General features: G+C 64.9%; 15 protein-coding genes. 11 read left to right on the top strand and 4 right to left on the bottom strand.

Features of this window, described 5'->3' with window-relative positions; translation table 11 throughout:
* Positions 1 to 99 precede the first annotated feature (99 nt).
* The 4 genes from smc (at position 100) to def (ending at position 7841) form a co-directional block, all read left to right on the top strand.
* A complete protein-coding gene (smc, locus tag IAG25_RS11340; protein ID WP_187604916.1) occupies positions 100 to 3615 on the top strand; it encodes a chromosome segregation protein SMC in 3516 nt (1171 codons plus the stop codon).
* A gap of 177 nt (positions 3616 to 3792) precedes the next feature.
* Positions 3793 to 5040 (top strand): cell division protein ZipA C-terminal FtsZ-binding domain-containing protein, encoded by a 1248-nt coding sequence (locus IAG25_RS11335; protein WP_187604915.1) that lies wholly within the window; start codon positions 3793 to 3795, stop codon positions 5038 to 5040.
* 192 nt (positions 5041 to 5232) lie between these two features.
* A complete protein-coding gene (gene ligA / locus IAG25_RS11330; protein ID WP_187604914.1) occupies positions 5233 to 7311 on the top strand; it encodes an NAD-dependent DNA ligase LigA in 2079 nt (692 codons plus the stop codon).
* Positions 7308 to 7841: a peptide deformylase gene (gene def / locus IAG25_RS11325; RefSeq protein ID WP_187604913.1), complete on the top strand. Its 534-nt coding sequence runs from the start codon at positions 7308 to 7310 to the stop codon at positions 7839 to 7841. The genes ligA and def overlap by 4 nt, the downstream gene beginning before the upstream one ends.
* Positions 7842 to 7902: 61 nt before the next feature.
* Here def and IAG25_RS11320 read toward each other — a convergent pair whose 3' ends face one another.
* From IAG25_RS11320 to map, 4 genes are all read right to left on the bottom strand, one after another.
* A complete protein-coding gene (locus tag IAG25_RS11320) occupies positions 7903 to 8139 on the bottom strand; it encodes a hypothetical protein (RefSeq protein WP_035503535.1) in 237 nt (78 codons plus the stop codon).
* Between the two features lie 258 nt (positions 8140 to 8397).
* Complete coding sequence (locus IAG25_RS42235) at positions 8398 to 10464, bottom strand: pseudouridine synthase (protein WP_187604912.1); 2067 nt, start codon at positions 10462 to 10464, stop codon at positions 8398 to 8400.
* A 6-nt stretch (positions 10465 to 10470) separates the two neighbouring features.
* On the bottom strand, positions 10471 to 13056 hold the full coding sequence (locus tag IAG25_RS11310) for a [protein-PII] uridylyltransferase (protein ID WP_187604911.1): 2586 nt from the start codon (positions 13054 to 13056) through the stop codon (positions 10471 to 10473).
* 72 nt (positions 13057 to 13128) lie between these two features.
* Positions 13129 to 13938, bottom strand: a complete 810-nt coding sequence (map, locus tag IAG25_RS11305; protein WP_187604910.1) for a type I methionyl aminopeptidase — start codon at positions 13936 to 13938, stop codon at positions 13129 to 13131.
* Positions 13939 to 14322: 384 nt separating this feature from the next.
* Between map and rpsB the strand changes: the two genes are divergently transcribed.
* The 7 genes from rpsB (at position 14323) to IAG25_RS11270 (ending at position 20607) form a co-directional block, all read left to right on the top strand.
* Positions 14323 to 15075, top strand: a complete 753-nt coding sequence (gene rpsB / locus IAG25_RS11300) for a 30S ribosomal protein S2 (RefSeq protein ID WP_008350088.1) — start codon at positions 14323 to 14325, stop codon at positions 15073 to 15075.
* A gap of 140 nt (positions 15076 to 15215) precedes the next feature.
* Positions 15216 to 16097 (top strand): translation elongation factor Ts, encoded by an 882-nt coding sequence (gene tsf / locus IAG25_RS11295; RefSeq protein ID WP_187605072.1) that lies wholly within the window; start codon positions 15216 to 15218, stop codon positions 16095 to 16097.
* Between the two features lie 233 nt (positions 16098 to 16330).
* Positions 16331 to 17044, top strand: a complete 714-nt coding sequence (gene pyrH, locus IAG25_RS11290) for a UMP kinase (protein WP_008350086.1) — start codon at positions 16331 to 16333, stop codon at positions 17042 to 17044.
* A 93-nt stretch (positions 17045 to 17137) separates the two neighbouring features.
* The gene (gene frr, locus IAG25_RS11285; protein WP_187604909.1) at positions 17138 to 17698 is read left to right on the top strand and encodes a ribosome recycling factor; all 561 of its coding nucleotides are present in this window, start codon (positions 17138 to 17140) and stop codon (positions 17696 to 17698) included.
* A gap of 84 nt (positions 17699 to 17782) precedes the next feature.
* Positions 17783 to 18565: a polyprenyl diphosphate synthase gene (gene uppS, locus IAG25_RS11280; RefSeq protein ID WP_035498901.1), complete on the top strand. Its 783-nt coding sequence runs from the start codon at positions 17783 to 17785 to the stop codon at positions 18563 to 18565.
* Complete coding sequence (locus tag IAG25_RS11275) at positions 18559 to 19371, top strand: phosphatidate cytidylyltransferase (protein WP_187604908.1); 813 nt, start codon at positions 18559 to 18561, stop codon at positions 19369 to 19371. The genes uppS and IAG25_RS11275 overlap by 7 nt, the downstream gene beginning before the upstream one ends.
* 18 nt (positions 19372 to 19389) lie before the next feature.
* Positions 19390 to 20607: a 1-deoxy-D-xylulose-5-phosphate reductoisomerase gene (locus IAG25_RS11270; protein WP_187604907.1), complete on the top strand. Its 1218-nt coding sequence runs from the start codon at positions 19390 to 19392 to the stop codon at positions 20605 to 20607.
* Positions 20608 to 20611 lie beyond the last annotated feature (4 nt).

Below are 20611 nucleotides of genomic sequence, written 5' to 3'. Positions count from 1 at the left end.
ATGTGTTGTCGCGCTGCGTGACCGAATGCGATCGACGCGCCGCAATGCGGTTCGTCTGCCATCTATCCTCCGTCATCAATTCCAAACAGCGATATCGCCGTGCGTCTGACCTCGATAAAACTCGCTGGCTTCAAGTCCTTCGTCGATCCCACGCATTTCCAGGTCCCCGGCCAGCTCGTCGGCGTGGTCGGACCGAATGGCTGTGGCAAGTCCAACATCATCGATGCCGTGCGCTGGGTGCTCGGCGAATCGCGCGCCTCCGAGCTGCGCGGCGAATCGATGCAGGACGTGATCTTCAACGGATCGACGGCGCGCAAGCCCGGTAGCCGGGCGAGCGTCGAACTCATTTTCGATAACGCCGACGGCCGCGCCGCCGGTCAGTGGAGCAGCTACGGCGAAATCGCCGTGAAGCGCGTGCTGACGCGCGACGGCACCTCCAGCTACTACATCAACAATCTGCCCGCGCGCCGCCGCGACATTCAGGACATCTTCCTCGGCACGGGTCTCGGCCCGCGCGCCTACGCGATCATCGGGCAGGGCATGATCTCGCGCATCATCGAGGCGAAGCCGGAAGAGCTGCGCGTGTTTCTCGAAGAAGCAGCTGGCGTGTCGAAATACAAGGAGCGCCGTCGCGAGACCGAGAACCGTCTGCATGACACGCGCGAGAATCTGACGCGCGTCGAGGACATCGTCCGCGAGCTTTCGAACAATCTCGAGAAGCTCGAAGCGCAGGCGGTCGTCGCGACCAAGTACAAGGAGCTGCAGGCCGAGGGCGAAGAGAAGCAACGCCTGCTGTGGCTGCTGCGCAAGAAGGAAGCGGGCAACGAAGCCGAGCGCCAGCAACGCGCGATTCGCGAGGCGCAGGTCGAGCTCGAAGCGCAGACCGCGCGCCTGCGTGAAGTCGAAGCGCAACTGGAAACGCTGCGTGTCGCGCACTACAGCGCGAGCGACACGATGCAAGGCGCGCAAGGCTCGCTCTACGAAGCGAATGCCGAAGTGAGTCGGCTCGAAGCGGAGATCCGCTTCATCGTCGAGTCGCGCAATCGCGTGCAGGCGCAGATCGCCGCGCTTACCGCGCAGCGCGAGCAATGGCAGGTGCAGGCGCAGAAGGCGCACGACGAAATCGACACCGCCACCGAAGCGCTCGCCGAAGGCGAGGAAAAAGCCGCGATCGCCGCGGATACCGCCGCCGCGAAGCATGACGCGCTGCCCGCGCTCGAAGCCCGCTGGCGCGACGCGCAGGCGCAACTGAACGAAGAGCGTGCGGGCATCGCGCGCGCGGAACAGGCGCTCAAGCTCGAAGCGGCGCATCAGCGCAATGCGGATCAGCAGCTTCAGCAATTGCAGCAGCGTCAGGAGCGGCTCAAGAGCGAAGCGAAAGGGCTGGACGCGCCCGATGAAGCGCATCTCGAAGAGTTGCGCATGCAGCTTGCCGAGAACGAAGAGGTTCTCGCCGAAGCGCAAGCGCGCCTCGCCGATGCTCAGGAAACGGCGCCGCGTCTGGACGCCGAACGCCGCGAAGCGCAAGAGCGCGTGCAGAAGGAAAGCGCGCAGATTCATCAGCTCGAAGCACGCCTCGCCGCGTTGAAGCAGCTTCAGGAAAGCGTTCAGACCGAAGGCAAGATCCAGCCGTGGCTCGACAAGCACGAGCTCGGCGCGCTGCCGCGTCTGTGGAAAAAGCTGCACGTCGAGACCGGCTGGGAAGCGGCGCTCGAATCCGTGCTGCGCGAGCGCCTCGCCGCGCTGGAAGTATCGAATCTGGATTGGGTCAAGGCGTTCGCCACCGATGCGCCGCCCGCCAAGCTCGCGTTCTATTCGCCGCCCGCCGCGGGCAAGCCGGTTCAGACGCCCGATGGCTTGCGCCCGCTGCTGTCGCTCGTGCGCATCGACGATCCGGGTCTGCGCGCCGTGCTCAACGAATGGCTCGCCACGACTTTCATCGTCGACGATCTCGCGCAGGCGCTGGCTTCGCGCAATCAGTTGCCGGAGGGCGCCGCGTTCGTCGTGAAGGCGGGACACATCGTGACGCGCGTGGGCGTGCAGCTCTACGCGCCGGATTCCGAACAGGCAGGCATGCTTGCGCGGGCCCAGGAAATCGAGAATCTCACGAAGCAGGTGCGCGCGCAGGCGCTCCTGTCCGACGAAGCGAAGGCCAACGCCGTGCGTGCCGATGCCGCGCACACGCAAGGCTCGCAAACGCTCGCCGAGGCGCGCGCCGCCGCGGAGCGCGCGACGCAGCGTGTTCACGCATTGCAGCTCGACGTGCTGAAGCTCGCGCAGGCGCACGAACGCTACACGCAGCGCAATACGCAGATCGGTGAGGAACTGGAAGAGATCGCCGCGCAGGTCGAAGAGCAGCGTGCGTTGCGCGCCGAATCGGAAGCCGCGTTCGAGCGTCACGATGGCGAGATCGCGCAATTGCAGGCGCGTTTCGAAGACAACCAGCTCGCGTTCGAATCGCTCGACGAAGAACTGACGAACGCGCGTCACGAGCTGCGCGAACTGGAGCGCGCCGCGAGCGACGCGAGCTTCGCCGTGCGCGGCCTGTCCGCGAAGATCGACGAGTACAGGCGCAACATCGACACGGCGCACGATCAGAGCGAGCGCATCGCGGGCGCGCTGGAAGATGCCCGCGCCGAGCTCGAAACCATCAACGAGCAGACTGCGCAAACCGGTCTGCACGACGCACTCGAAGTGCGCGCGGCGCGCGAGGAATCCCTGCATGCGGCGCGCGTCGAACTGGACGATCTCACTGCACGTCTGCGTCAGGCCGACGAGCAGCGTCTCATGGCCGAACGCTCGCTGCAGCCGCTGCGCGACAAGATCAACGAATTGCAATTGAAGGAGCAGGCCGCGCGTATCAGCGGCGAGCAGTTCGTCGAGCAACTGCAGGCGGCGGGCGTCGATGAAGCCGAGCTCGCCGAGAAGCTCACGCCGGACATGAAGCCGTCGTATCTGCAAGGCGAAGTCACGCGCCTGAACAACGCGATCACGGCGCTCGGCCCGGTCAACATGGCCGCGCTCGAAGAGCTCACGACGGCGACCGAGCGCAAGCACTTCCTCGATGCGCAATCGGCGGATCTCAACAACGCCATCGGCACGCTGGAAGACGCGATCCAGCGAATCGACCAGGAAACGCGCGCGCTGCTGCAAGGCACGTTCGACGAGGTGAACCGTCACTTCGGCGAACTGTTCCCGCGTCTCTTTGGCGGCGGGCAGGCGAAGCTCATCATGACCGGCGACGAAATCCTCGACGCCGGCGTGCAGGTGATGGCGCAGCCGCCCGGCAAGAAGAATTCGACGATTCACCTGCTCTCGGGCGGCGAGAAGGCGCTCACCGCGACCGCGCTCGTGTTCGCGATGTTCCAGTTGAACCCGGCGCCGTTCTGTCTGCTCGACGAGGTGGACGCGCCGCTCGACGACGCGAACACGGAGCGCTTCGCGAACCTCGTGCGCGCGATGGCGGCCAAGACGCAGTTCCTGTTCATTTCGCACAACAAGATTGCGATGGAAATGGCGCAGCAACTGATCGGTGTGACGATGCAGGAGCAGGGCGTGTCGCGCATCGTCGCGGTGGACATGGAAGCCGCGGCGGGTTTCGCGCAGAACGGCTGAAGCATCGCGGTTCGCAAAAGTTTCGATTGATCGAAGGGCCGGACGGTGATCCGGCGGCGTGCGTCAAGGCGCGGAGTGGCGCGCATCGGCCAGGCGGCGGCGAAGAGCCGGAACGCGGCGCGATGCGTGCGACAGATCGCGCGGCGCTTCGTAACCTAAAAGGATGATGGAGCCTGCATGGACGAGTTGACACTCGGTTTGATTGGAGCCGGAGCCGTGGTGGTGGGCGGCGTGGTCGTGTACAACGCGTGGCAGAGCGCGAAGGTGCGTCGCAAGATGCCGCGTCCGATGCCCGATGATGCGGCCGATGCGCTCGCGCGCCAGGACGCCGACGACGAACAGCCGTTCATCGAGCCCGTGCGCCAGTCGCGGCGCGAGCCGGTCGCGGGCGATGTCGATAGCGCCGACGATCAGCCGCGCGATACGCGGATGGAACCGAGCTTCGGCGGCGCGAATCCGCCGCCGGTCGCACCTGCGGATACCGCCGTCGATCTCCAGGCCGAGGCGACGTCCGCCAATGGCGCCGCGCAGGAAACCGAAATCGACAATGAGGATGAACGCACCGAACCGGTGATGCCCGCCGCCACCACGATTTCGTCGGCGCCGCCGGCGGTCGTGGATCGGCGCATCGACTGCGTGGTGCCGATTCGCCTCGCCGCGCCGGTCCCGGGCGATCGCGTGATTCCGCTCGCGCAGCGTCTGCGCCGGGCGGGCACGAAGCCCGTCACGATCGAAGGCAAGGCCGAGGGCGAGGCAGCGTGGGAATTGCCGCGCAACGGCATGCGCTACGACGAGCTGCGCGCGGCCGCGCAACTCGCGAACCGCAGCGGCCCGCTCAACGAACTAGAATTCTCCGAGTTCGTGACGGGCGTGCAGCGCCTCGCCGATGCCATCGACGGCGCGCCCGAATTTCCCGACATGATGGAGACCGTCGGCATGGCGCGTGAGCTCGATGCGTTCGCCGCGCAGTGCGACGCGCAACTCTCGATCAACATCCTCTCCGACGGCGCGCCGTGGTCCGCGAACTACGTGCAGGCGGTGGCGTCGCAGGACGGCCTGCTGCTGTCGCGCGACGGCACGCGTTTCGTGAAGCTCGACGCGAAGCAAAATCCCGTCTTCATGCTCCAGTTCGGCGACACCAACTTCCTGCGCGACGACCTTACCTATAAGGGCGGCCAGATGATCACGCTGGTGCTCGACGTGCCTGTCGCCGACGAGGACATCCTGCCGTTCCGCCTGATGTGCGATTACGCGAAGTCGCTGTCGGAGCGCATCGGCGCGCGTGTCGTCGACGATCAGCGGCGGCCGCTGCCCGAATCCGCGCTGCTCGCCATCGAAAAGCAGTTGATGACGCTTTATGCGAAGCTGGAGCAGGCGGGCATGCCGGCCGGCTCGCCTGCAACGCGACGTCTTTTCAGCCAGTAAGCGTTCGATGCGCGCGGCTCGCAACGCGCGCTTGCCGCAAGAGAAACGCGCCCCGGCCGGGGCGCTTTTCTTTGCGTGCGCGCCGCCGCACCGACGCCCGCACTTAGGCCATTCGGCCGATGCCACGATTTACCGATCTTCTGAGACAATCGAACGGTCGGTTGACTGACTTATCCACTTTCCCGAAGCCGCATGTCCCGAAAAACAAAAGCCGAGTCCGCCGCTGCCGCCACGTCGGGAGCTGCCGTTCCAAGCGCCGATCGTCCGGCCGAGCGCGCGGCGTGGCTGCGCTCGGAGCTGGAGCGCGCGAACTACGCGTACTACGTGCTGGATCAGCCGGATCTGCCCGACGCCGAATACGACACGCTCTTCAAGGAGCTTCAGGGCATCGAGGCCGATCACCCGGATCTCGTCACGCCGGATTCGCCGACGCAGCGCGTGGGCGGCGAAGTGGCCGAGGGCTTCACGCCGGTCGTCCACGACGTGCCGATGCTCTCGCTCAACAACGGTTTCGCGGACGAGGACATCGTCGCGTTCGACAAGCGCGTGTCCGACGCACTGGGCCACACGCCCGTCGAATATGCATGCGAGCTGAAGTTCGACGGCCTCGCCATTTCCCTGCGTTTCGATGACGGCCATTTCGTGCAGGCCGCGACGCGCGGCGACGGCGCGACCGGCGAGGACGTCACCGCGAACGTGCGCACCATCCGCTCCATTCCGCTCACGCTGAAAGGCAAGAATGTGCCGAAGCGGCTCGACGTGCGCGGCGAGGTGCTGATGTTCAAGCGCGACTTCGAGCGTCTGAATGCGCGTCAGCGCGACGCGGGACAGCGCGAATTCGCGAATCCGCGCAACGCGGCGGCGGGCGGCTTGCGCCAGCTCGACTCGAAGATGACCGCGCAACGCTCGCTGTCGTTCTTCGCTTACGGCATCGGCGTGCTGGAAGGCGCCGAGATGCCGGCCACGCACGCTGCGCTGCTCGACTGGTACAAGGAACTGGGCTTGCCGGTGAACGCGGAGCGCGCGGTGGTCGAAGGCGCCGAGGGCTTGCTCGGCTTCTTCGGCAAGATCGGCGAGAAGCGCGACAAGCTGCCGTATGACATCGACGGCGTCGTCTACAAGGTCGATCGCCGCGACGAGCAGGACAAGCTCGGCTTCGTGTCGCGTGCGCCGCGCTTTGCGCTCGCGCACAAGTTCCCGGCGCAGGAAGCATTGACGGAATTGCTCGCCATCGACGTGCAGGTCGGCCGCACCGGCGCGATCACGCCGGTCGCGCGTCTCGCGCCTGTGTTCGTCGGCGGCGCGACGGTCACCAACGCGACGTTGCACAACGAGGATGAAGTCCGGCGCAAGGACATCCGTATCGGCGATACGGTCACGGTGCGGCGCGCGGGCGACGTGATTCCCGAAGTGGTCGGCGCGATTCTCGATCGCCGTCCCGACGATGCGCGCGAATTCGTGATGCCGACGGAATGCCCCGTCTGCGGCTCGAAGATCGAGCGCCTGCCGGACGAGGCGATCGCGCGCTGCACGGGCGGGCTCTTCTGTCCGGCGCAACGCAAGCAGGCGCTCTGGCACTTCGCACAGCGCCGCGCGCTCGACATCGATGGGCTGGGCGAGAAGATCATCGATCAACTGGTCGAGCAGAACCTCGTGCGCACGCCGGCGGATCTTTTCAGTCTCGGCTTCTCGACGCTTGCCGCGCTCGACCGCTTCGCGGACAAGTCGGCGCAGAACCTGATCGATTCGCTGGAGAAAGCGAGCAAGACCACGCTCGCGCGCTTCATCTATGCGCTCGGCATCCGGCATGTGGGCGAATCGACGGCGAAGGATCTGGCCAAGCACTTCGGCTCGCTGGATCCGATCATGGCGGCATCCGTCGAAGAGTTGCTAGAAGTCAATGATGTCGGCCCGATCGTTGCGGAAGCGATTCACAACTTCTTCAGCGAAGAACACAACCAGCATGTGATCGAGCAGTTGCGCGTGAAGGTGTCGTGGCCGGAAGGACCGCCTGCGCCGAAGGCGCCGCAAGGCGTGCTGGCCGGCAAGACCGTCGTGCTGACGGGCACGCTGCCCACGCTCGCGCGCGAGGAAGCGAAGGAGATGCTGGAGGCGGCCGGGGCGAAGGTGGCCGGCTCGGTATCGAAGAAGACTGACTACGTCGTGGCGGGTGCGGAAGCGGGCAGCAAGCTCGCGAAAGCAGAGGAACTCGGTGTCCCCGTTCTCGACGAAGACGGCATGCGTAGGCTTTTGGAAGGAGTCACTCCATGATTCGCGAAATCCTGAAGATGGGCGATCCGCGGCTTTTGCGTATCGCGCAACCGGTCGAGCATTTCGACACCCCCGAACTGCACGCGCTCGTGCAGGACATGTTCGACACGATGCGCGACGCCAACGGCGCGGGACTCGCCGCGCCGCAGATCGGCGTCGATCTGCAGGTGGTGATCTTCGGCTTCGGACATAACGAGCGTTATCCGGACGCGCCGTCGGTGCCGGAGACGGTGCTCATCAATCCGATCATCACGCCGAACGGGCACGACATGGAGGAAGGCTGGGAAGGGTGCCTGTCCGTGCCGGGCTTGCGCGGCGCGGTGCAGCGCTTTTCGATGATCCGCTACCAGGGCTTCGATCAGTACGGCAACGCCATCGAGCGGCTGGCCGAGGGCTTTCACGCGCGCGTCGTGCAGCACGAGTGCGACCATCTGATCGGTAAGCTCTACCCGATGCGCATCACCGACTTCTCGAAGTTCGGCTTCACGGAAGTGCTCTTTCCGGGGCTCGACCCGGCGCGCGACGACTGACGCCGCGCGCTTCGGACCGTACGGAATCACGCAAAGGGCCGCTTCGGCAGAAGCGGCCTTTTTACGCCAGTGTTTTCGAGCTGCCGCTGATTTCCGGCTGGCGGAATACGGCGACGTGCTCCGGATTCGCGGATGCCTGGAGGCGTCCATCGGGCAGGCGGGCGATGACCATTTCTCCGATGCCGGGGCTCATCACGACGACTTCGTCGCGCAGGGCGAGCAGGGCTTCGAGCCGTCGTCGGCCGCTCACGATCTCCAGACCGGTTCCTGTCTCACGAACGATGATCTCAACTGACATGGCGATTCTCCATCATTGCCGTTCAATGCTGCTGATCCTGCTTCCGTCCATCTGAGCGGGGGCCGCGTGGCGCGCATCCGCATGACAGGTGTAACGGATCGATGATTCATTTTCTTTAGTCAAAAAACGGCTGAAAACGAAAAGGCACGATCGGGACTGCATCGTGCCTATTTTTTTGCGGGAACGTCGTTTTTTTGCGACGCAACAGACGCGCGCACGCACGTTCGAACGAAGGTGCGTGCGGACCGTGCGGCTCGCCTAGAACATCTCGTTCGGGCCGAGATAGCGCCACTGGCCGGCCGGCAAGTCGCCGAGCGTCACGCGGCCCATGCGAATGCGCTTCAGGCCGACGACATCCAGCCCGACCAGTTCGCACATCCGGCGAATCTGCCGCTTCTTGCCTTCGCGCAGCACGAAGCGGAGCTGCTCGCCGTTCTGCCAGCTCACCTGCGCAGTCTTGAGCGGCACGCCGTCGAGTTCGAGGCCGTGACGGAGCAGCGCGAGTTTCTCGGCGGGCAGTTGCTGGTCGACATCGACCGTGTGCTCACCGAGGCGCACGCGCACGAGGTATTCCTTGTCGACTTCCGAATGGCCGCCGATCAATTGCTTCGCGATGCGGCCGTCCTGAGTCAGCACGAGAAGCCCGGTGGAATCGATGTCGAGACGGCCCGCAGGCGCGAGCGTGCGCAAATGTCCCGGCGCGAAACGTATGCCCGAGCGATCCTCGTTCCAGTGATTGCCCGGGTTGATGAGCGTGACCGCGGGCTCGTAGCCGTCTTCCGCCTGACCCGATACATAGCCGACCGGCTTGTGCAGCAGGATCGTGACCAGTTGCGACTGCGCCGAACGCGCCGCGGGCAGGATTTCGACGTTCTGCGTCGGACGGATACGCGTGCCGAGCGTGTCGATGACTTCGCCGTCGACGAGCACCCAGCCTTTCTCGATCCATTCGTCGGCTTCGCGCCGCGAGCAGAGGCCGAGTTCCGACATCACTTTGGAGAGGCGCACGAGGCCGTCGTTGTGGTCGCGATGCTTCGGCGCGGATTCCGCGGCGGGTGCGGGCGGCTTGCGCGCTTCGATACGATCATCGCGTTTGGCGAACGGCCGATCGTCGTCGCGGCGTGCGGGACGCGTGCCCGGCGCGCGGTCCTCGCGCGATTTGAACGGGCGATCTTCCGTTGATCGGCGCGGGCCGCGATCGCCGAACGCGGGGCGTGAATCGTCGCCGCGTGGTTTGAATGTGCGACGCTCGTCGCCGCTCGCTTGCGGACGGCCTTCGAACGATTTGCGCGGACCGCGATCGCCGAATGCAGGACGTGAATCATCGCCGCGCGGTTTGAACGGGCGGCGTTCATCGCCACCGGCAGGACGCTCGCCGCGCGCCGGCGGACGACCTTCGCGACCGCGATCGCCGAATGCAGGACGTGAATCATCGCCACGCGGCTTGAACGGGCGACGCTCGTCGCCACCGGCTGGGCGCTCGCCGCGCGCAGGCGGACGGCCTTCGAACGACTTGCGCGGACCGCGATCGCCAAACGCAGGACGTGAATCGTCACCACGCGGCTTGAACGGACGACGTTCATCACCACCGGCAGGACGCTCGCCACGCGCAGGCGGACGGCCTTCGAACGATTTACGCGGACCGCGATCGCCGAATGCAGGACGCGAATCGTCGCCACGCGGCTTGAACGGGCGGCGTTCGTCGCCACCGGCTGGGCGCTCGCCGCGCGCAGGCGGACGGCCTTCGCGACCACGCTCGCCAAACGCAGGACGTGAATCGTCACCACGCGGTTTGAACGTGCGACGTTCGTCACCCCCGGCAGGGCGCTCGCCGCGCGCAGGCGGCCGGCCTTCGAACGATTTGCGCGGACCGCGATCGCCAAACGCGGGACGTGAATCGTCACCACGCGGCTTGAACGGCCGACGCTCGTCACCACCAGCAGGACGCTCGCCACGCGCGGGCGGCCGGCCTTCGAACGACTTGCGCGGACCGCGATCGCCAAAAGCAGGACGCGAATCGTCACCACGCGGCTTGAACGGGCGACGTTCATCACCCCCAGCAGGACGCTCGCCACGCGCAGGCGGACGGCCTTCGAACGATTTACGCGGACCGCGATCGCCAAAAGCAGGACGCGAATCGTCACCGCGCGGCTTGGACGCGCGCGCTTCGCGCTTGTCGGTCGCGGGCGGGGTCGCGCGCTTGGGACGTGCCTCGTCCGGCGACGGCGCGCGAACAGGCTTGCGCCCGGTGACCGTGCCGGTTCGAACCGGTGAACGCGTCGCCGAAGTGGGACGCGGATGTTTGGCTGTCAGTTTGACGCGCATAAAGTCTCAGGCTGCGATCGCGCGCAGCAGCTCGGTTTCCACCTGGATCTGGGTGCGGTTGTTCGACAGGCTCTTGCCGTCGAGCAGGAACACGTCCTCGACACGTTCGCCGAGCGTGTTGATCCGCGCCGCCTGCACGCCGATCCGGTGTTGCGCCAGAACGCGCGCGATCGAATAAAGAAGGCCCTGCCGGTCGTTGGCCGACACGGACAGGATGTAGTACTGGCCGCGATCGTCGGGACGCAGGTCCACGCGCGGTGTGATCGGAAACGTGCGCACGAGCCGCGATACGCGGCCCTTCGACGGTTCCGGGAGTATGCGCTCATCCGCGAGCAGCGCGGCCAGTTGCTGCTCGACGAGGTTGGCGATGTCGCGATAACTCCCGTCGTGATCCGGATGCGCGACGAGAAAGTTATCGAGTGCGTAGCCGTGGCGGGTCGTCGTCACGCGCGCATCGAGCACGGAGAGACCGTTCTTGTCGAAATACGCGCAGATGCCGGCGAAGAGATCGGGCCGATCCTTCACGTACACGAGCACCTGCAACGCCGCGCCGATGGGCGAGGGCCGCGCGCGCACGATCGGCTCGTCACTCTCCACGTGACGGTAAAGCACGCGCGTCTGCCACGCGATATCGGCCGGATCGTGGCGCAGGAAATAGCCGACGTCGAGCTGATCCCACAGGCGCTTTTGCGCGTGCTCCGGCACGGTTTCCAGCCGCAGCAGCGCGAGCGCCGCTTCCTGCCGCGACTTGAGCTCCGAATGCGCATCCGGCTGCGCGCCGCCGAGCACGGCCTGCGTCGCACGGAACAGGTCTTCGAGAAGCTTGCCTTTCCAGTTGTTCCAGACTTTCGGACTCGTGCCGCGGATATCGGCGACGGTCAAAAGATAAAGCGCGGTGAGCCGCCGCTCCGTCTTCACCACCGACGCGAATTGCTTGATGACTTCCGGATCGCTCGTGTCCTGCTTCTGCGCGACCTGGCTCATCGTCAGATGCTGCTGCACGAGCCAGATCACGAGCTCGGTATCTTCGGCGCCGATATCGTGCTCGCGGCAGAAACGCCGGGCGTCGGCCATGCCGAGCGTGGAATGATCGCCGCCGCGGCCCTTCGCGATATCGTGGAATAGAGCCGCGACATATAGCACCCACGGACGCTCGAAGTTGCCCATCAGCTGGCTGCAGAACGGATACTCGTGCGCATGCTCGGCGATCGCGAAACGCCGCAGGTTGCGCAGCACCATCAGGATGTGCTGATCGACGGTGTAGACGTGATAGAGATCATGCTGCATCTGCCCGACGATGCGCCGGAAGTTCAGCAGATAGCGCCCGAGCACGCTCGTCTGGTTCATCAAACGGAACGCATGCGTGATGCCTTCGGGCTGCTTGAGAATCTCCATGAACAGCCGGCGATTCTCCGGATCGCGCCGCCAGTCGCGGTCCATCAGATCGCGTGCGTTATAGATCGCCCGCAGCGTGCGCGCGGAAAATCCCTTGATGCCGCGCGTCTGTTCGTACAGCAGGAACGCTTCGAGAATCGCGTGCGGCTCGCGCTCGAACACATCGTCGCGGGCGATTTCCAGCATGCCCTGCTTCTCGACGAAGCGCCCGGAAACGACCCGCGTGATGCCGCTCGTCGACGGGAAAAGCTGTGCCTCGACGTTCTGGATCAGGATGGTGGCGAGCTGCGTGACCGCCTTCGCCGCCCAGTAGTAGCGGCGCATCAGCTGCTCGCTCGCGCGCTTGGCGGTGGTCGCCTCGAAGCCGAAGCTCTCCGCGAGCGGCGTCTGCAGATCGAAGACGAGAATGTCCTGACGGCGCTTCGCGATCACGTGCAGCCGCGCGCGCAGCGCCTTCAGAAAGCCTTCGTTGCGGCGCAGTTCGCGCGCTTCGCGTTCGGTGATGAGCTCGCGCGCATCGAGTTCGCGCCAGCTGCTGCCGAAGCCCGCCGCGCGCGCGATCCACAGAATCAGTTGCAGATCGCGCAGGCCGCCGGGGCTTTCCTTGATGTTCGGCTCGAGGCTGTAGGGCGTGTCCTGAAACTTCGCGTGCCGCTGGCGCATTTCCAGCACTTTCGCCTGGAAGAACGCACGCGGATCGAGTGTTTCGCGATAGCGCGCCGAAAAGCGCTGAAACAGGGACATGTCGCCGCAAATGCGCCGCGCTTCGAGCAGCGACGTCTGCACGGTGATGTCGTTGCCGGCCTCGGCGATGCATTGCTCGACCGAGCGCACGCTGCTGCCGATATCGAGTCCCAGATCCCACGCCATCCCGATGAAACGCTCGACGCGGCCGTTCAGCTCCGCATCGCCGTGTTGCGGCGATGCATCGGGAAGAAGCACGAGGATATCGACGTCGGAATAGGGCGCGAGCTCGCCGCGCCCGTAACCGCCGACCGCGACGAGCGCGGCGCTCTCGGGCATGTCGCAAGCGGCCCACGCGCCTTTGAGGGCGTCGTCGGTGGCGCGGGCGAGCGCGTGCATCAGCGGCTCGACGTTCGACGCCGCCCCGAAGCGTTCGATGAGCGCCGCCTTCGCCGCCTTGTAGGCGGCGCGCAAGGTTTCACAGGGCGTGGCGACAGCGGCGATTACGCTCATGAATGGAAAGTGGCGAGGACGGCGGAAGGATGCGCCCGCGTGCATGCGCGGCGGGCGCCGGGAGAGACGAAATCAGGCGGTCGCGGCGATCAGTTGCGAGGGCGCCTGCGTGCCGGCCGAAACGGTCAGCACGTCATAGCCCGTCGGCGTGACGAGCACCGTGTGCTCCCATTGCGCCGAGAGGCTGCGGTCGCGCGTCTTGACGGTCCACTGGTCCGGCATCGTGCGGATTTCGCGGCGGCCGGCGTTGATCATCGGCTCGACGGTGAAAATCATGCCGGCCTGCAGTTCGATGCCCGTGCCTGCACGGCCGTAGTGCAGCACCTGCGGCTCTTCGTGGAACACTTGTCCGATGCCGTGGCCGCAGTATTCCCGCACGACGCTGTAGCCTTGCGCTTCGGCGTGCTTCTGGATCGCCGCGCCGATGTCGCCAAGATGCGCGCCGGGGCGCACCTGTTCGATGCCGAGCCACATGCAGTCGAACGTGGTCTGAACGAGGCGCTTCGCCAGGATCGACCCTTCGCCGACGATGAACATGCGGCTCGTGTCGCCGAAATAGCCGTTCTTGATGACGGTGACGTCGATATTCAGCGCGTCGCCGTTCTTCAGCACCTTTTCGCCGGGGATGCCGTGGCAGATCACATCGTTCACAGAGATGCAGGTGGCCTTCGGGTACGGCGGATAGCCGGGCGGCTGATAATTGAGCGGTGCGGGAACGGTGCCCTGTTCCTTCACCATATATTCGTGACAGAGGCGATCGAGCTCTTCGGTCGTCACGCCGGGAGCGATATGCGGCGTGATGAAATCGAGCACTTCGCTGGCGAGCCGGCAGGCGACGCGCATCTGCGCGATATCGTGTTCGTTTTTCAGCGTAATGGACATGACTTGGCCCGAAATGCGTGTGTGCGGCAGTGAGCCGCGAAAGCGGCATTATCGCACCTTAAGAAATGCGCCGCACCCGGATCGTTTGGACCGGACGGGGCTAGGGCGCTAAGGTTGATGCAAAGACGCGCAGTTCCGGATCGGTCGTGCGGCTTGAGCCGACCAATCCTCACATGCTATACTCGAAGGCTAAGTCGTAATCCATATTGCCGTCACGATGTCGTATGACAATCCGGGCGTGAAATAGCGGAATGCGGCTTGGAAACTTGTTTCAAGTCGATACGCAAGCCGGCGCACCCAGGGTGTCCGGCGCCCGGTTAAGCGAAAACAACCAGGCGCGGGATGCGGCAGCCGGCTTAAGACCTAACCCTCGCGGAGAATTTCATGGCAGTCACGATGCGTCAAATGCTGGAAGCCGGTGTCCACTTCGGTCACCAAACGCGCTTCTGGAACCCCAAGATGGCCCCGTACATCTTCGGTCATCGCAACAAGATTCACATCATCAACCTCGAAAAGACCCTGCCGCTCTACAACGACGCGCTGAAGTATGTGCGCCAGTTGGCAGCGAACCGCGGCACGATCCTTTTCGTCGGCACGAAGCGCCAGTCGCGCGACACCATCGCTCAGGAAGCAGCGCGCGCCGGTATGCCGTTCGTCAACGCCCGCTGGCTCGGCGGCATGATGACCAACTTCAAGACGCTGAAGGTTTCGATCAAGCGCCTGAAGGACATGGAAGCGGCGCTGGAATCGGGTGAAACCGAGCGCATGAGCAAGAAGGAAGCGCTTCTGTTCGAACGCGAAATGGTCAAGCTGCAAAAGTCCATCGGCGGCGTGAAGGACATGGGCGGCATCCCTGATGCAATGTTCGTGATCGACGTCGGCTACCACAAGATTGCCGTGACCGAAGCGAAGAAGCTCGGCATTCCGGTCATCGCCGTGGTCGATACGAACCACTCGCCGGAAGGCATCGACTACGTGATCCCGGGCAACGACGACGCCTCCAAGGCAGTCGCGCTGTACGCTCAGGGCGTTGCCGACGCGATCCTCGAAGGCCGCGCGAACGCGGTGAACGACGTTGTCCAGGCCGTCCGTAACGGCGAAGGCGACGAGTTCGTCGAGGTCAACGCAGAGGCGTAATCGAGCCCTGCGGCCGACAAAAAAGGGGGCTTTGCGAAAGGCCCCTTTTTTTTAGTCGAAGCGATAGAAATGCCTATTTTCCTGCCGTGGGCGCGATGTAAAGCCGGCGGCACGTATCAAACAGACTCAAGGAGCGAATGATGGCGGCAATTACCGCAAGCATGGTGGCAGAACTGCGCGCAAAGACCGACGCGCCGATGATGGAATGCAAGAAGGCGCTGACGGAAGCCGACGGCGACATGGCGCGCGCGGAAGAACTGCTGCGCGTGAAGCTCGGCAACAAGGCGAGCAAGGCGGCATCGCGCGTGACGGCTGAAGGCATCGTGACGGCGCACGTCGAAGGCGGCGTGGGCGCGCTCGTCGAACTGAACTGCGAAACCGACTTCGTTGCGAAGAACGACGACTTCCTGGCCTTCGGCAAGACGATCGCCGAACTGGTCGCCAAGAACAACCCGGCCGACGTGGCAGCGCTGTCGGCGCTGCCGCTCGAAAGCTCGACGGTCGACGCCGTGCGTCTCGCGCTCGTCGGCAAGATCGGCGAAAACCTGTCGATCCGCCGCTTCGTGCGTTTCGAGTCGGCCAACAAGGTCGCGTCGTACCTGCACGGCACGCGTATCGGCGTGCTGGTCGAATTCACGGGCGCTGACGACCAGATCGGCAAGGACGTCGCGATGCACGTCGCCGCGATGAAGCCGGTTTCGCTGTCGTCGGACGAAGTGCCGGCCGATCTGATCGCCAAGGAGCGCAGCATCGCCGAGCAGAAGGCCGCTGAATCGGGCAAGCCGGCCGAGATCGTCGCGAAGATGGTCGACGGCTCGGTCCAGAAGTACCTGAAGGAAGTGTCGCTGCTGAATCAGCCGTTCGTGAAGAACGACAAGCAGACGATCGAACAGATGCTCAAGGCAGGCAACGCATCGGTGCAGAAGTTCGCGCTGTTCGTCGTGGGCGAGGGCATCGAAAAGCGCCAGGACGACTTCGCAGCCGAAGTCGCTGCGCAAGTCGCAGCGGCCAAGCAGTCCTAAGGCTCGCTTAAGGCGCGTGTGCTGTGATAGCGCGCCGAGTTCGCGGTACCCGCGGCGGAACATTCCGCCGCACGCATTCAGCGATCGGATCGCACAAGCAGCGGGCGCGTTAGGCTAGGGATAACCCTGATCTACCGCGCCCGCCGCCCGATCCGGCCCGCTTGCGGTAAGTAATGTTTCACCCCTACAGTTCTACGTTGTTGCAACCCTCCTCGGCGCGATCGGAACCTCATATGCCCACAGCCTACAAACGCGTACTCCTCAAACTCTCCGGCGAAGCCCTCATGGGCGACGATGCTTTCGGCATCAATCGCGCAACGATCGAAAGGATGGTGGCGGATGTCGCGGAGGTGGTGCGGATCGGGACGCAGCTTGCCGTCGTCATCGGCGGCGGCAATATCTTCCGTGGTGTGGCGGGCGGCGCGGCCGGCATGGACCGCGCGACGGCCGACTACATGGGCATGCTCGCCACGATGATGAACGCGCTCGCGCTCCAGGACGCCATGCGCCACGCGGGCATCGAAGCGCGCGTGCAGTCGGCGCTGCGCATGGATCAGGTGGTCGAGCCCTACATCCGTCCGCGCGCGATTCGCCAGCTCGAAGAGGGCAAGGTCGTGATTTTCGCGGCCGGCACGGGCAACCCGTTCTTTACGACGGACACGGCGGCCGCGCTGCGCGGCTCGGAAATCGGCGCCGAAGTGGTGCTGAAAGCGACGAAAGTCGATGGCGTATACTCCGCCGACCCGAAGAAGGACCCGCACGCGACGCGCTACAGCACGATCAGCTTCGACGAGGCCATCGGCAAGAACCTTCAGGTGATGGACGCCACTGCGTTCGCGCTGTGCCGCGACCAGAAGCTGCCGATTCGCGTGTTCTCGATCACGAAGCCGGGCGCGTTGAAGCGCATCGTGCAGGGCGACGACGAAGGGACCCTCGTCCACGTGTAAACTCTCGCGGTATCAGGCGCTGCGCGGCTGGCGGGGAGCCCCGCGCGTGATGCGCCGCTTTTCGCCAGTAAAACCCAGGTTTGGAGGTTCAAAATGAGTGTGGCTGACATCAAAAAAGGCGTCGACCAGAAGATGCAGCGGTCGATCGAAGCGTTCAAGGCCGATCTCGCCAAGATTCGCACGGGTCGCGCCCACACGGGGCTGCTCGACCACATCCAGGTTGATTACTACGGCTCGAACGTGCCCATCTCCCAGGTCGCGAACATGACGCTCGTCGATGCGCGCACGATCGGCGTGCAGCCGTGGGAAAAGAAGATGGTTCCGGTGATCGAGAAAGCGATCCGCGAATCGGATCTCGGCCTGAACCCGGCTACGCAGGGCGACCTGATCCGCGTGCCGATGCCCGCGCTCACCGAAGAGCGCCGCCGCGAACTCACGAAGGTCGTGAAGAGCGAAGGCGAAACGGCGAAGGTCGCCGTGCGCAACCTGCGCCGCGACGCGAACGATCACCTGAAGAAATCCGTGAAGGACAAGGAGATTTCGGAAGACGACGAGCGCCGTGCGAGCGACGAAGTGCAGAAGCTCACCGACAAGTTCGTCGCCGAGATCGACAAGCTCGTTCAGACCAAAGAATCCGAAATCATGACGGTGTGAGGCCGTAGAAACGGTCCTGCCAGCCCTGGGCGTGTATATATCCGGGCTGGCTTTCACTCTTTCAGATTCCCAGATTCAGCGGCCATGACCTATACCAGCTCTACCGTTACCGTGCCCGATGTCGCGGCTGTCCCGCGCCACGTCGCGATCATCATGGACGGCAATGGCCGATGGGCGACCGAGCGCCGCCTGCCGCGCGTCGCCGGTCATACGCGCGGCGTCGATGCGGTTCGTGCGACCGTCGAAAGCTGCGCGCGGCGCGGCGTCGAATTCGTCACGCTCTTTGCGTTCAGCTCCGAAAACTGGCGCCGTCCGACCGACGAAGTGTCGTTCCTGATGCGCCTGTTCGTCACCGCGCTCGAGCGCGAAATCGGCAAGCTGCACGCGAACGGCATCCGCCTGCGCGTCGTCGGCGACATCAGCATGTTCGACGACCGCATCCGCGCGCTGATTCAACGCGCCGAGACCAAGACGGCCCGCAACACCCGCCTCACGCTGACCATCGCCGCCAACTACGGCGGTCGCTGGGACATCATGCAGGCGACGAAGAAACTCATCGCCGAATCCCTGGAGACGGGCACGCCCGCGCGCGTGGACGACGAGTCGTTCGCCGCGCATCTCGCGATGGCCTATGCGCCGGAGCCGGATCTCTTCATCCGCACGGGCGGCGAGCAGCGCATCAGCAATTTCCTGCTGTGGCAGCTCGCGTACACCGAGTTTTATTTCACCGATATCTACTGGCCCGACTTCGACGCCGACGCGCTCGATCGCGCGATCGCTTCCTACGGCGACCGCGAGCGCCGCTTCGGGCGCACGAGCGCGCAACTCGCTTCCCAATCGCAGAAGGCCGACACCCTTTCATGCTAAGAACCCGTGTCATCACGGCAATCGTCCTGCTCGCGGTACTGGTGCCGATCACGCTGTTCGCGCCGATCGGCGCATTCGGAGCGCTCATCGGTTTCGTCGTGGTGTTCGCGGCCTGGGAATGGGGACGTCTCCTCAAGCTGAACGGGGCGGGGCCGGTTGCCTACGCGCTCGTCGCGGGGCTCGCGCTCATTTTCAGCACGTTTCTCGGGATCAAGTCCACGCCGTTGTACCAGATGGCCGCGATTTTCTGGGTGCTGGCCGGTCCTTACGCCTTGCTGCGCAAGCCCGCGCTGGCCGCCCACACGTGGCGCGCGTTCCTGCTTTTCGCGGGAATCGTCGTGTTTCTGGCGTGCTGGCATGCCGTCGTCGATGCGCGCACGCGGGGCGTGGCATTCGTGCTATCGCTTCTTCTAGTAGTCTGGCTGGCTGACATAGGCGCATACTTCGCCGGAAAAGCGCTCGGCCGCCACAAACTCGCTCCGTCGATCAGCCCGGGCAAAACCTGGGAGGGCGCCATCGGTGGGTGGCTCGCCGTCATCGTCATCGGCGCGCTCGCCGCTGCCACCGGCTTTTATGCGCCTACCGTATTCACGGCCTTCGTCGGGCATCTCGGCTGGGATCGCTCGTTCGTCGCGCTTTCCGTGCTGGTCGCGTTCAGCGTGGTCGGCGATCTGTTCGAGTCGCTGTTGAAGCGCCAGGCCGGCGTCAAGGACTCGAGCGGCCTCTTGCCGGGTCACGGCGGCGTCCTCGACCGCATCGACGCATTGTTGCCTGTATTGCCGATCGCATTGCTCATGCTTGGCTAATCGGCTAGAGAAGAATTTATGCAAAAACGTCTCACATTGCTCGGCTCCACGGGCTCGATCGGCGACAGCACGCTCGACGTCGTGGCAAGGCACCCGGACCGCTTTTCGGTCTACGCGCTCACCGCTCACCGCAACGGCGACAAACTCGTCGCCCAGTGCCTGAAATTCCAGCCCGAGGTGGCGGTCGTCGGCGATGCCGAAACGGCCGCGCGCGTCGCGTCGGCATTGCGCGCGCAGGGCTGCAAGACCGAAGTGACGCACGGTACGGAGGCGCTCGTCGAGGTCGCACGCGCGACGCAGTGCGACACGGTCGTCGCGGCCATCGTAGGCGCGGCGGGCCTCGCGCCCACACTCGCCGCCGCGCGCGCCGGCAAGCGCATCCTGCTCGCGAACAAGGAAGCGCTCGTGATGTCCGGCCAGATTTTCATGGACGCAGTGCGCGACAACGGCGCGATTCTGCTGCCGGTCGACAGCGAGCACAACGCCGTGTTCCAGTGCCTGCCGCCTTGCGCGGACAAGGAAGCGCAACTGCATGGCGGCGTGTCGAAGATCATCCTGACGGCGTCGGGCGGTCCGTTCCGCACGCGCGAACCGGCGACGCTCACCAACGTCACGCCCGAGGAAGCCGTCAAGCATCCGAACTGGGCGATGGGCCGCAAGATCTCCGTCGATTCCGCGACGATGATGAACAAGGGCCTTGAAGTGATCGAGGCGCACTGGCTCTTCAATCTGCCGGGCTCGCGCATCGAGGTGCTGATCCATCCGCAGAGCGTGATTCATTCGATGGTGTCCTACGCCGACGGCTCGGTCCTCGCGCAACTCGGCAACCCCGACATGCGCACGCCCATCGCGCACGCGCTGGCGTATCCTGACCGTGTGGACTCGGGCGTGGCGCCGCTGGATCTCGCGCAGATCGCGACCCTCACGTTCGAAAAGCCCGATTTCGCGCGCTTCCCGTGCCTCGCGCTGGCCATCCAGGCGCTCGAAGCCGGCGGCATCGCGAGCGCCGCGTTGAACGCGGCCAATGAAATCGCCGTGGAAGCGTTTCTGGAGCGCCGCATCGGCTTCATGGCGATCGGCGGCGTGGTCGAGCGCGTGCTGAACGACCTGCCGAACACGAGCGCCGCGACGCTTGCGGACGTTCTCGCCGCCGATGCGACCGCGCGCCGCCTCGCATCCCGTTTCGTCGCTGAGCTCACCGCGAGCGCGCCGGGCGCCGAACCCATCGCCCATTGAGGCC

This window comes from Caballeronia sp. EK, assembly GCF_014384845.1.
Lineage (GTDB): Bacteria > Pseudomonadota > Gammaproteobacteria > Burkholderiales > Burkholderiaceae > Caballeronia > Caballeronia jiangsuensis.
Note: the sequence above shows the minus strand (reverse complement) of the source record. Positions and strands in the feature narration are given on the sequence as shown.